At 69.9% G+C, this 12,013-nt stretch carries 9 protein-coding genes and 1 pseudogene; 4 read left to right on the forward strand and 6 right to left on the reverse strand.

The genetic code is table 11. The annotated features are described in order from the left end of the window. The 3 genes and pseudogenes from KUM49_RS37950 to KUM49_RS37960 all read right to left on the reverse strand — a co-directional run. A pseudogene (locus KUM49_RS37950) lies at positions 1 to 325 on the reverse strand (XRE family transcriptional regulator); the annotation flags it as partial. Positions 326 to 331: 6 nt separating this feature from the next. Then, positions 332 to 2,581, reverse strand: a complete 2,250-nt coding sequence (locus KUM49_RS37955) for a helix-turn-helix transcriptional regulator (protein ID WP_217241521.1) — start codon at positions 2,579 to 2,581, stop codon at positions 332 to 334. 104 nt (positions 2,582 to 2,685) lie between these two features. Then, complete coding sequence (locus tag KUM49_RS37960) at positions 2,686 to 3,132, reverse strand: DUF1772 domain-containing protein (protein ID WP_217241522.1); 447 nt, start codon at positions 3,130 to 3,132, stop codon at positions 2,686 to 2,688. Positions 3,133 to 3,222: 90 nt separating this feature from the next. On the opposite strand from KUM49_RS37960, the gene KUM49_RS37965 reads away from it, so the two are divergent. Then, entirely contained in the window at positions 3,223 to 3,801 is a 579-nt protein-coding gene (locus KUM49_RS37965; RefSeq protein ID WP_217241523.1) for a TetR/AcrR family transcriptional regulator, read from the forward strand. A gap of 232 nt (positions 3,802 to 4,033) precedes the next feature. On the opposite strand, the gene KUM49_RS50430 is transcribed toward KUM49_RS37965, so the two are convergent. The 3 genes from KUM49_RS50430 to KUM49_RS37980 form a co-directional block, all read right to left on the reverse strand. Next, complete coding sequence (locus KUM49_RS50430; RefSeq protein ID WP_217241524.1) at positions 4,034 to 5,305, reverse strand: discoidin domain-containing protein; 1,272 nt, start codon at positions 5,303 to 5,305, stop codon at positions 4,034 to 4,036. Positions 5,306 to 5,507: 202 nt separating this feature from the next. Further along, on the reverse strand, positions 5,508 to 6,707 hold the full coding sequence (locus KUM49_RS37975; RefSeq protein WP_308406938.1) for a PHB depolymerase family esterase: 1,200 nt from the start codon (positions 6,705 to 6,707) through the stop codon (positions 5,508 to 5,510). A gap of 370 nt (positions 6,708 to 7,077) precedes the next feature. Beyond that, the gene (locus tag KUM49_RS37980) at positions 7,078 to 8,517 is read right to left on the reverse strand and encodes a CitMHS family transporter (RefSeq protein ID WP_217241526.1); all 1,440 of its coding nucleotides are present in this window, start codon (positions 8,515 to 8,517) and stop codon (positions 7,078 to 7,080) included. 184 nt (positions 8,518 to 8,701) lie between these two features. Here KUM49_RS37980 and KUM49_RS37985 point away from each other — a divergent pair, with 184 nt between their 5' ends. From KUM49_RS37985 to KUM49_RS37995, 3 genes are all read left to right on the forward strand, one after another. After that, positions 8,702 to 9,628, forward strand: coding sequence for a LysR family transcriptional regulator (locus KUM49_RS37985; RefSeq protein WP_217241527.1), 927 nt, complete (start codon positions 8,702 to 8,704; stop codon positions 9,626 to 9,628). 175 nt (positions 9,629 to 9,803) lie between these two features. After that, a complete protein-coding gene (locus tag KUM49_RS37990) occupies positions 9,804 to 11,021 on the forward strand; it encodes a CaiB/BaiF CoA-transferase family protein (protein WP_217241528.1) in 1,218 nt (405 codons plus the stop codon). Beyond that, the coding region (locus KUM49_RS37995; RefSeq protein WP_217241529.1) for a CoA ester lyase at positions 11,011 to 12,013 on the forward strand (1,003 nt) is incomplete at its 3' end. The genes KUM49_RS37990 and KUM49_RS37995, both read left to right, overlap by 11 nt.

Consider the following 12,013-nt stretch of genomic DNA (forward strand, 5'->3'; position numbering starts at 1 on the left):
CGGTGTAGCCGATCCGGGCGCGGGTGTCGATGACGATGCCGCCGGTGGTCGCCGCCTGCTGCCGTGCTCTGGCGCGGATCTGCGGCTGCCACCTCTTCCTGACCTCGGTCTCCAGCCGCGAGGCGAGGTCCGGGCGGGGCTTTTTGATCTGGTCCTTCACGTACCGCTCGACGGTGCGCTGGGAGATCCGCAGCATCTGGGCGACCGCTCTGGTGCCCTTGAGCTGTTTGACCAGGTACCGCATCTGCGCGCCCGCGCTCTTCGGGATCGGGCGCGTGAACGCCCGCTGCACCGCCTGTTCCAGGCCCTGGCCGAACACGCTCATCGCCCTCTACTCCCCGTTGTCCTGGTCGGTGACGGTGCCGTCCTTGATGTAGCGGGCGAGGTTGAGCTCCGGCGCCTGGAACTGCTCGCGGACGCCCTCGCCCCACAGCACGCTCTGGGTGCCCTCCCACTTGACCAGCCCAGGGTTCACCCCGAGCTTGAAGCCGCCCGGCAGGGGCTTGCCGTCCCGGTAGGGCAGGAAATCCAGCGGGCTCTCGCCGTCGGCCGCGTACACGGCACAGTCGGACAGGACCGCGACCGGGTACTGCCCCGTGAACGCCGCGTGCTTGACGATCTTGCGGTGCAGGTTGATCCGGGTGCGGGAGATGACGGCCGCGCGGATGTCCGGCCGCCACGTCGGGCGGGACAGGGCCCGCCACGGCCGGCCGGGCTTCCAGCCCTCGCCGCGCGGGCGCTCGCGCAGCTTGCCCAGGCCGCCCTTGACGGTCGCCTTGATCGCGGACGCCACGATCGCCAGGTCCGGGTCGCGTTGCCGGTAGCCGTCCATCGCTGCCAGGAAATCGGCAGGCGGCAGCTCCGCGTGCACGCCGAGGTCGGCCATCGTGGCGAGGTAGGCGTCGCGCAGCCGCTGGTACCAGGCGTCCAGATAGCGGCCGTTCTCGTAGCGGACGTACGCCTCGATCGGCGTGACGTCGTAGCCGAGCTCCACCGCGTACGCCACGGTCGGCGTCGCGTACCAGGCCGGGCCCTGCGGTTGCTCGCCCTTCGGCGTGAATGGGCTGGGCATCAGACTCGCGTCCAGGTCCGCCCACTTGTCCTTGGCGACCTTCACGCGCGACAGGTCCACCTGGCTGAGGTCGACCAGCCAGGAGCCGGGCAGCTTCGCATCGAACACCGGCGCCTGGACATGCGTCGGCGCGCCGAGGCCGACGACGAGGCCGTTCGCGCCGGCGGCGAAGGCCATGTTCACGTCGATGCCGACCAGGTGCCGCAGGGTGCATTCAGCGTCGGTGAGCGGCCGCGCCCAGTCGTACGCCTCCTCGAACAGCTTCTCGTCGGGGCCGCGGACATGGAAGCGCGGCAGGTCCGCCAGGAGCGGGTGCCCGTCGGGAGCTTCGCACGGCGCGCAGTCCACCGGCTCCTTGCCGAGGCTGCCGGGGTTGCGCTCGGAGTGCCGCTTCCCCGTCGCGTCGGGCTCGGAGGCGCGGGTCGGTGGATGCAGGGCGGTCATCAGCTCCAGGCCGGTCACGGCGGCCGATCCGCGCGGGGTCATCACCCGCGACGCGTACACGCCCAGCACGCGCGCGAGGTCCGCCGACGGAAGCTGCCGGGCCTCGCCCCAGTGCCGGGAGTCGAGCGCGTTCCACGACGGGATGCACAACTGCACGCAGGCCCGCTCCGAACCGGTGGCCGGGCGGTAGATCCTCGCCCACGGACCGAACCCGCGCTTGGTGAGCTTCCACTCCGCACGCACCAGCTGCTTGATGACCTTGTGGCCCTCCGGGATCCGCCCTGCCAGACGCTCCTCCTGCGTGAGGGCGACCGGCAGGCCGTAACGCTCCAGCGCAGACTCGGTGAGCACCAGCAGCGGGTCGGCGTCCTTGCCCGGCCCGGACAGCTTCGGCTGCCCGAGCTTCGCCTCCTTCAGGGTCCAGTCCACCAGTGCCGGGATGCTCTTGGCGGACACGTCCAGGACCAGGCCGCCGACGCAGTACGCGTACACCTGGCCGTCGGCGTCGACGTCGACGACCGCCAGCGGGCCGTTCTCGAAGCGCGAGTCGGTGCCATCCGCCGGACTTCCAGCCGCGACAGCCTTCCGCTCGACGGGGCGGCGCGACGCCGACGACGGCTTGGAGGTGCGCGCCGGACCGGGCGCGGCAGCCGGAGGCACGGCTCTGGCGGCGGGGCGGGTCCGGGTCGTCTGCCCGGTCGTCATGGCCTCAGCCTCGGGCGCTGCGTCTGTGGGCGCAGGCTGTGCCTGCGGAGCCGGGGCGGGAGCACTCGAGGACCTGGCCGGAACGGCCGTGCCTTGAACGGGCCCCGTGACGTCGGGGTCGGCGGGGTAGAGCTCCGCGAGCTTGCCGAGCAGTCGTGCGTACGCCTCGCGTTCCGGCGGCCGCGGCTCGGTCTTGCCGGACTCCCAGCCGCTGACGGTTGCCCGCCGAACGTCCAGCGCTGAGGCCACTTCGTCCAGCGTCAGACCGTGCGCCTGGCGCAGCCGCTTACGCTCCGTCGGCGGCGGCAGAGCAGACCGGGACGCAACCAGCGCATCAATCCGATCGAACAACTCGGACATGGACCACCTCCTGGGCAACATCCTAACCCACGAACCGTACGGATTGCGTATCTCTTTCGTACGTATCGCGTACGAAATACGTACGGGAGACTGGCCGGCCGGGCTCAGGCGAGGGCGGCGACCAGCAGGGTGAAGGCGGCGATGATGACGGCGACGCGGACGTAGTGGAAGCGTTCCCAGCGGCGCATCTGCTGCTTCCAGTCGGCGGGCCGGTTGTCCGGGGTCCACGTCTTGTTCCGGTTGTTGATCGGGACGAGCAGCAGGAGCGACATGACCACACTGAGAAGCAGCAGCGCGCCGGCGGTGACGACGAGGCCGGTGCCGCGGTCGTGCCATCCGGCGACGGCCCAGACCGCGACGAGGACGAGCGAGCCGATGTACCAGACCGGCATCACGGCGCCGAGCATCCGGCCTCCGTGGGCATGGCCGAGTTGGCCACTGTCCTCGGGGAGCGCGTTGAGGATCGGGTGCATGACGAAGGCGACGGAGAACTCCACCCCCACCATCACCCCGACGAGCACGGTGGTGACGACCTCGAGTGCGTTGAGCATGATGACCCTCCAGGAATCTAGCGTTGCTAGCTGATGAGGCAACGCTAGTACTACTGCCGCTCGATTGTCTAGCAGTGCTAGAGTCGAATCATGTCGGTACAGGAACGCAAGGAGCGCGAACGGGCGGGCCGCGAGCGCCTCATCGTGGCCACGGCCCGCGAACTCGCCGAGCAGCAGGGCTGGGACGCGGTCACCACCCGCCGGCTCGCCGAGCGAATCGAATACAGCCAGCCCGTCCTCTACAGCCATTTCCGCGGCAAGCGCGAGATCATCGGCGCCGTCGCCCTCGAGGGCGCCGCCGAGCTGGCCGCGGGGGTGCGCGCCGCGACCGCCGCCGCAGACGGCCCGCGCGAGCGGGTGTACGCCCTCGCCCGCGCCTACCTCGACTTCGCCGCACGCAACCCGGCGGTCTACGACGCCCTGTTCCAGCTCGACGGCGGCCTGGCGTATGCGCAGGAGGACACCCCGGAGCCGCTGAAGGACGCCTTCGCCGCCCTGCTGGAGAGTCTCGCTGAGGTCGCCGGGGACGGCGTCCACCCCGGAGTGTTCACCGAGACGTTCTGGGCGGCCCTGCACGGACTTGCCACCCTGACCCGGGCGCGACGGCTCCCGCCGGAGGACACCGAGCGCAGGGTGGAGCTGCTGGTGGACCGGCTCTCCATGGTCTGACACACCAAGTGAAGTGCGCGGCGAGGTCGTCCAGGCGCACGGCCACGGAGCGATTGCTGTTGATCCAGTGTGAGTCGCGCCAAGGCGGCAACCGGGAGCGGCGGGAGTTCCGAGCCCGGTCCTTGACGGTCTCCACGCCGCCGTACCAACCTGGCGGGGCGGGCGTCGACGGCTCGGGCAGCAGGCTCGGAGCGCTGCGTCGGCGGGCCGCGGAGCGCTCCGAGTAAGCCGGTCAGAACGTGCAGGTGTCCATCCAGCCCGTGACCAGGGATGTGTCGTTCCTGTCGGCGTCACGCACCGGACCGCACAGGAACGGGCTGAAACGGGTGTCGGCACGCAGCCAGAGGCTGAGGAACGACACGATCCACTTGCCCTGTTTGGCCTTGTTGCCGTAGCCCGTCATCGGACACAGATGGTCGCCTGGAACCTCGATGTAGAGCTTCTCGGCCTGGGACATGGAGTTGTACCAGGGCACCGCGTAGCTGTTGCCGTGGGCGACGGGGTCGCTTTGACAGGTCAGGAAGAGCGTGGGCTCGGTGACTGCCGAGAAGTTCACGTTCGGGTAGTACGGGGCCGTCGGAACACCCGCCCGGAAGCGCGGGTCGTCGCGGAGGGCCGCCATGACGCCACCGCCGCCCATCGAGTGACCGGCCGCGCCGAGCGTGCCGTTGAGCTTCCCGGATATCGGGTTGCCAGGGGCGTTGCCGAGCGCGAGCAGCTGGGTACCGGCGGCCGTGATCTGGCGGCCGCGCGATGCGGGATCGTCGGCGAGTGTGTGGGTTCCGACGTTGATGACGACGAAGCCCCAGGAGGCGAGGCGGGGTGCGAGCCACTGCAGGTTCTGCTGTGTGCCCTGATAACCCGGCATCAGTACGACACCCGGGTACGAGCCACTGTTCGTGGGGTACGTGACCGTGCCTGAGCCGTACCCGCTCGGGCTGGGAACGGTGTAGGTGGCGGTGGTCAGCGGCCCATTGGTGGCCTCCAGGGAAGCGGTCGTCGGGTCCGGGATGCCGTTGCCCGGAGGGGTGCCCTCACCGGAGCCGTACACCTGGAACTCCCACAGCGAGTAGCCGTAGGCGGTGCCGCGCTGGGTGCCGTGGAAGCGGACGTACCGGCCGTTGCCGTTCACGTCGAGTGCCTGCACGCCGCCGGTGCTGGTCGTGGTCGAGTAGATGGTGGTCCAGGCGGTGCCGTTGTCGGAGGCCTGGATCTGGAACGCGCGGGCGTACGCGGCCTCCCAGCGCAGCACCACTCGGCTGATGGTGGCGGTGGCGCCCAGGTCGACTTCCAGCCACTGCGGATCGCGGAACGTGCTCGACCAGCGCGTCCCGGTGTCGCCGTCCACCGCCGCCGACGCGGGAGTGGACGCGTTCTCGGTGGATGAGGAGGTCGCGGGTTTGCCCTGGGACAGCAGGTCGGCGGCGGCCGCCGGCGGGGCGGCGGCTGTCAGCAGAGCCAGCGCCAAGCCGATGGTGGTGACCAGAGAGATCAGCGCCGCCATGGCACGGGGTCGGGTCCGTAACGGTGCGGCCGTGTGAGGGGAACTATTGGATGGACGCATTGCTTTACCTCCGGGTAGCGGTGAGAGCGCGGTAACCGGACAGCGGGGTGCGCCCGCGTTGTGAGGGCTGCCCGGTGCGCCGGGACGTGATCTCTCACAGTGCGGAAGGAAAGAAGAAAGGAAGGGACACCGCGTGCGGCGGCTACCGGGACTGTGCGAAGAGCCAGTCGATGACCACGTCGTTCTCGTACGTCTGGGCCCATGAGAGGTGTGGGTTCACCGGTGTCGTTCCGGGCGTGTAGCTCGTGAACAGTACGTGACTGCTCGCGGCCCGGGCCTGGCGTAGGAGTTCCCGGGACCGGGCCTCGAACTGTGCCTTCGGCAGATCGTTGGCCCACTCCCCACGGCTGACCCGAGCACCGGCGGTCTCCAGCGCGTTCATCAGTGTCCAGGTGCCGGGCTTGCCGAAGCGGCCCTCCCGGTAGGGGACGACCGGGTCGTCGACGGAGTGGTCGGCCCAGATCGGGATGTGCGTGATCCTGTCCATGGTGGCCGAGTCGCCCCAGCCGGCCGTGGGCAGGGCAGCCGCGAACACGTCGGGTCGCTTCGCCAGCAGGCTGTAGATACCGCGCGCACCCGAGGACAGGCCGACGAGATAGACGCGGGCTGTGTCCACGTTTCGGGAGTGCTCGCTCACGAACGTGTCGAGGAGTTCGATCAGAGCGGCCTGGACCTTGGCGTCGGTCCAGTCCGTGCCGTCGGGTCCGTCCATGGGACGGGGCAGGGGTACTTGCGGAGAGAGGACGAACGCCGGGTCGCGGCGCTGGCGTTCCGGTTGGGCGAACGTGACCGCGATCCGGTTGGAGGTGAGCTGGGTCATGTTGTTGTCCGCGACTTCGCCACCGCCATGAAGGGTGACGACGAGTGGGTACCGCTTGGGCGTTCGCGGGTTACGCATTAATCCCTGAGGCTGGTACAGCCGGAAGTCCAGTTCGAAGCCTGCGGAGTCGGTGAAGGAACCGGCGGTGAAGTCGTCGACCACGGGAGTGATGACGTCGTCGTTGCGGCTCGCGAACGGACCGGCCCTGAGCACTGGTTCGCCTTCCGGGGTGTGCACATCAGCCACTTGTCTGACGGAGTAGGCCCGGTCGAGCGGAAGGGGGTCGGTGCCGGCGGCCCGCGCGTTGGAGTCGTTCGGGTCGAGTTCGATGATCAGGCGGTCCCCCGGCCGTCCGGGGTGAGATCGGTCGTCCACCTCGGCGGCGGTGCTGGAGTAGACCCGGGTCACCGTGCGAGCCGCTGTGTGCCCGCCCACGGTGGCCTTCACCAGGAAGGCCGAGGGCGGGATCACCGCGCCGCGTAGGTCAATGCGATGCGCGTACTGGAGGGCGACGGCTGTCACGAGCCAGTTGTTCCTCGGCGTCACCCGCGTGATGAGGTCCGTTCGCAGGACCGGATTGAGTCCGGAGGCCGCTTGTCGTCCTTGTGATGTGGCTGTCGTGGTGGCGGCGGCCGCGGCGGTTGCCGTGCTCACGGCCGGCGCCACGACCGCACCCGCTGTGACTGCGAGCGCCGTACGCCTGGTGATCCGTCTCATGCGTCCTCGTCTCGGTCTTGTGGTGCACCCGGACCGGGTGTCTGGTGTGGGTGGAGGTGTTCGCCGTCCTCCGGACTCCCGGAAGCCGGCGGCGCGTTGGAAGTCTGAGCGGCATGTGCGGTGGCTACCGGGAGCCGCGGCCGGCGGGGACTCCGCTCGGGCGACGGAACACCGGTCACAGGGGGAACGCACCCGTCAGCAGGGCTCCGGCGGTCATGACCAGGGTGGTGGCGAAGGCCCAGCGGAAGATGAAGCGCTGGTGTTCGCCGAGCGACACACCGCTCATGCCGACCAGGATGAACGTGGACGCGGTGAGCGGACTGAGCGGGAACCCCGTGGTCATCTGGCCGAGGATGGCGGCCCGGGCGACCTCCGCCGGGTCCGTGCCGAAGCCCTGCGCGGTCTCGGCGAGTACGGGCAGTACGCCGAAGTAGTAGGCGTCCGGGGTGAAGACGAGGCTCAGCGGCATGCCGGTGACGGCCACCGCCACGGGCAGGTGCGAGCCGAAGGAGTCGGGGACGACGGAGACGAGCGCCTCTGCCATCTCGTCGATCATTTTGGTGCCGGTGAGGATCCCGGTGAGGACGCCGGCCGCGAAGATCATCGTGGTGACCAGGACCACGCTCTTGGCGTGCTTGTCGAGCAGCGCCTGTTGCTGTTCCCAGGTGGGGTGGTTGACCAGCACCGCGATCGCGAACCCGAGGACGAACAGCACGGGAAGTGGCAGCACTTCCCGGATCAGGCAGACCAGGAGGGCGACGGTGAGCGTGAGATTGAAGATGTTCAGCCAGGTCCGCGACAGCGGCGGGACCCGGACGGTGCCGGGCCCGTCCCCGGGAGCCCGGAGGGCCTGACGCTCCCCGTCAACCGTCGCGGAAGTGGCGTGCTCACTCGACTCGGCTTCCGTGGTCGCCGTGACCGTCGTCGAAGGGGCAAGTTCACGGTCGTCCCGCTTGTCCTCGGCCCCCCACACGTCCGTGGCCGGACCCTGCGGGGACAGCGCGGCAAGACGGTTGCGTTCCCGGCGGCCGAGCAAGTAGGAGGCCACCAGCACCCAGGCGACACCGAAGCCCATGGCGGGCAGCACGGGGGTGAAGACCTCGGAACTGTCCAGCTTCAGTGCCGCCATGGCTCGTACGGTCGGGCCACCCCAGGGGACCATGTTCATCACGCCCGCGCCCAGGCAGACCACTCCGGACAGCACCAGGGGGTTCATACCCAGCCTCTGGTAGACCGGCAGCAGTGCGGAGACGGTGATGAGGAAGGTGGAGGCGCCGTCGCCGTCCAGTGCCACGCACAGGGTGAGGACGGCCGTGGCGACGGTGATCCGCAACGGGTCGCCCTGCGCCACCCGCAACAGACCGCGGATCAGCGGGTCGAAGAGGCCGGCGTCCACCATCAGGCTGAAGTACAGGACCGCGAAGGCGATCATGATGCCGGTGGGGGCCACCTTGGACAGCCCGTCGAGAATGAACTCGCCCAGATCGCCCGCGAATCCGCCGATGAGCGCCGCCAGCACCGGAAGCAGGATCAGAGCGACCAGTACCGAGGCGCGTTTGGTCATGGTGAGCAGCAGGAGGACGGCGATCGTGGCGAAGCCCAGGGCTGCCAGCATGGCGGCGCTCGCTTTCTCGGGGACGGCCCTCGGCGGCGGTGGGCGGGGCTGGGCGGAGGGAGGCAGGCCGAGGTGTTACGCGAGAGTTTCGGAGCACCGGCGGATCGGTGTCCAGCATCAAACCGAGATCTGTCCATGCGATAAGCGCATCAATCCAGGCGGGCGAGCCCTATGCTCGTCGGCCATGGAGGCCACCACCCTGCGTCAACTGGCGGCATACGCGGCCGTCGCCCGAGCCGCGAGCTTCACCGCGGCCGCCGCGGAGATGCACGTGTCCCAGTCCTCACTCAGCCGCGCGGTCGCGGATCTGGAGCGACAGCTCGGCGTGCAACTCCTCGAACGGGACACCCGAAACGTGCAGTTGACCGCGGCGGGCGTCGAGGCCCTGCGTGTCGCCGAACAGATCGTCACCGCTCACCGGGCAGGCATGAAGGAGCTCAGGCGATACCTGCTCGGCGAGTCGGGAACGGTCGCCGTGGCCACCCTCCCCTCGGTTGCCGCGGTGCTCCTGCCGCAGGTGATCTCCGACTTCCGCGAGCGGCGGCCACAGGTGGCGGTACGACTCCTCGACGGCCTGGAACGGTCGGTACTGGACCGGGTCCTCTCCGGCGACGCCGACTTCGCGATCACCACCGTCGGTAATCCGCCGGAGCAGTTGGAGCACCGCCCCCTGGTCAGGGACCGCTTCGTCGCGGTGCTGCCGGAAGGCCACCCGCTGGCCGACCGCCACGAGCTCGCCTGGGACGACCTGGCCCGTCAGCCGTTCCTGGCCGTCGGGCGCGACTCGAGCGTGCGCCGGCTCACCGACGCGGCGTTCGCCCAGATCGACGCCCACGCGGTACCGGCGGCCGAGGCGGGCAGTATCGCGACCGTGGGGGGACTGGTGACCGCCGGTCTCGGGGTGTCGGCGATGCCCGCCCTCGTGCTCCCGTTGATGGGTGCCGGACCCGTCGTCTGCCGTCCCCTGGTGGACCCCGTGGTGGACCGGCGCCTGGACATCGCGCTGCGCGCTCGGCGAACGCTGCCGACCGTGACGGAGCGGTTCCTGGAGACGCTCGAAGAGTTCCGCCGCCAGGGGCGTCCGCTTCCGCCCGGGGTTTCGTGGGCTTGAGGCCCCGCAGCAACACCCTTCAATTCATGCGTTTTTCGCAATGATTGATGGCCTTCTGTTGCTCGACAGGCATTTCTCCGCTCCGGCAGTCTGAAGACAACGGCGGCCGTGCCGCACCAACGCGGACGACGCCGTCGGGAACCCACGCGCAACGGCAGGGCAAGGGAGCTCAGCGGTGTCGGACGACGAGCGGAACACCACCGGAAGCGGGCAGTTGCACGGGCTGAAAGTGGTCGAGTTCGCCCATGTGGTGGCCGGTCCACTGGCGGGCTCGATGCTTGCCGACCAAGGGGCCGACGTCGTCCACGTGGAACCCCCCGGCGCCGGAGACGCGGCCCGCGCCATGGGGCCCCAACGTGACGGTGTTCCCCTGTGGTTCAAGGTCGCCGGCCGCAACAAACGCTCGGTCACCCTTGATCTGCACCACGAGGCCGGCCGACTCGTCGCCCACCGGCTCGTCGCCTGGGCGGACGTCGTCATCGTCACCCTGCGCGCGGGACGCCTGCGCAGCTGGGGACTCGACTGGGACTCCGTGCACCGGATCAACCCCCGGGCCGTGCTGCTGCAGATCTCCGGCTTCGGCGCCACCTCGTCACAGGCGGACGCCCCCGGCTTCGGCAAGGTGGGTGAGGCACGCAGCGGAGTAGTCCACCTGACCGGCTTTCCCGACGGCCCGCCCGTGCACACCGGCTTCTCGCACGGCGACGCCGTGACCGGCCTGATGGGCGCCTACGCCGTCCTCGCCGCCCTCCACCGACGCGACCACGACCCCGGGTTCGACGGCGAGTGGATCGACCTCGCTCTCTTCGAGTCCCTGTTCCGTCTGGTCGAGTGGCAGGTCATCGTCCACGACCAGTTGGGACGAGTACCCGAACGCTCCGGCAACCAGTTGGCCGTCGCCCCGGCGGCCGTGATCAACACCTACCGCTCCCGCGACGGCGAGTGGATCACGGTGACCTCCGCGACCCTGCGCTCGGTCCGCAACATCGCCCGCCTGCTGGGTCTCCCCGAGGAGGAGTTCACCACGGCTCTGCAACAGTACGAGCGACGCGAACAGTTGGACGAGGGCCTGCGGAACTGGGTGGCGGAGCGCGTCACCGGCGAGTGCCTGGAGGAGTTCGCCCGTGCCAAAGTCGTGGCCTCACGGGTCTTCGACGCCGCGGACATCGCCGCCGACCCCGTGTACGCCGAACGCGAGGACATCGTCACCGTCGATGACCCCGATCTCGGTCCTGTGCGCATGCAGGCGGTGATCCCGCATTTCCGGCAGCGCCCTGGAAGGGTCTGGCGGACGGGGCCCGCCCTCGGGCAGGACAACCACCTGGTCTACGGGCAGTGGCTCGGACTCAGCGCGGACGAGCTGACCGAACTGGAGAAGAGCGATGTCATCTGAGGCGTCTTCGGAGAGGCCTGCCGAGGTGGACGCGGGAGCGGTCGACCGGCCCCCGCTGCGCTCCCTGCTCTTCGTCCCCGGCACCAGAACCGACTGGCTGCCCAAGGCCCGGGCGGCGGGCGCCGACGCGGCCATCCTCGACCTGGAGGACGCGGTGCCCGCCTCGGGCAGGCTCGCCGCCCGCGCACAGGTGGCCGACGCCGTCGCACGGGCCGCCGCCACGTCGGCCGAGCAGGCGGGACGGATGGCGCTGTTCGTCCGTGTCAACCCGCTGGACGACTGGGCGGGGGCCGAGGAACTGCGGGCGGTCGTACGGCCCGGGCTCGCCGGTGTCGTCCTTCCCAAGGTCCGCTCCACCCAGGACGTGAAGCTTGCCGACCGGCTGCTTGGCTGGTGCGAACGGGAGCAGGGGCTGCCGTTGGGGCAGGTCGCGCTGGTTCCCCTGCTGGAGACGGCGCGCGGTCTGCGCGAGGCCTACGACATCGGCCGAGCCGCCGCGCGTATCGCCTACTTGGGCGCGCTCTGCGCCCCAGGCGGTGACGTGGAACGTGCCGTCGGCTACCGCTGGAGCTCTGAGGGAACCGAAACGGTGGCACTGCGCTCCCGCGTGCTGCTGGACGTCAGAGCAGCCGGAGTGCCGTGCCCGGTCAGCGGACTGTGGACGCGCATCGGCGACCTGCCGGGACTGCGTGCCTTCGCCGAGCAGAACCGCTCCCTCGGCTACGAGGGCATGATGGCGATTCACCCCTCCCATGTCCCCGTGATCAACGAGGTGTTCTCCCCCAGCTCCGCCGAACTCGCCCGCTGCGCAGAGCTGATCGCGGCGGTCGAGGCGGCACAGAGAGACGGGACGGGCGCCGTGACCTTCCAAGGTGAGATGGTCGACGAGGCCATGGCCCTAACGGCCCGCCTGGTGCTCGAACGACACGGGGCGCGGGTTCGCGTGACCCGCACGAGTTCCGCGTCGAGGCCGCGGGACCGCGACCCTCAGG

This window comes from Streptomyces sp. AC555_RSS877, assembly GCF_019049245.1.
In the GTDB taxonomy this organism is placed as follows: domain Bacteria; phylum Actinomycetota; class Actinomycetes; order Streptomycetales; family Streptomycetaceae; genus Streptomyces.

Coding starts and splice junctions, on each gene's coding strand:
- KUM49_RS37955 (WP_217241521.1), bottom strand. CDS start 2,581: ATGTCCGAGTTGTTCGATCGGATTGATGCGCTGGTTGCGTCCCGGTCT.
- KUM49_RS37960 (WP_217241522.1), bottom strand. CDS start 3,132: ATGCTCAACGCACTCGAGGTCGTCACCACCGTGCTCGTCGGGGTGATG.
- KUM49_RS37965 (WP_217241523.1), top strand. CDS start 3,223: ATGTCGGTACAGGAACGCAAGGAGCGCGAACGGGCGGGCCGCGAGCGC.
- KUM49_RS50430 (WP_217241524.1), bottom strand. CDS start 5,305: ATGGCGGCGCTGATCTCTCTGGTCACCACCATCGGCTTGGCGCTGGCT.
- KUM49_RS37980 (WP_217241526.1), bottom strand. CDS start 8,517: ATGCTGGCAGCCCTGGGCTTCGCCACGATCGCCGTCCTCCTGCTGCTC.
- KUM49_RS37985 (WP_217241527.1), top strand. CDS start 8,702: ATGGAGGCCACCACCCTGCGTCAACTGGCGGCATACGCGGCCGTCGCC.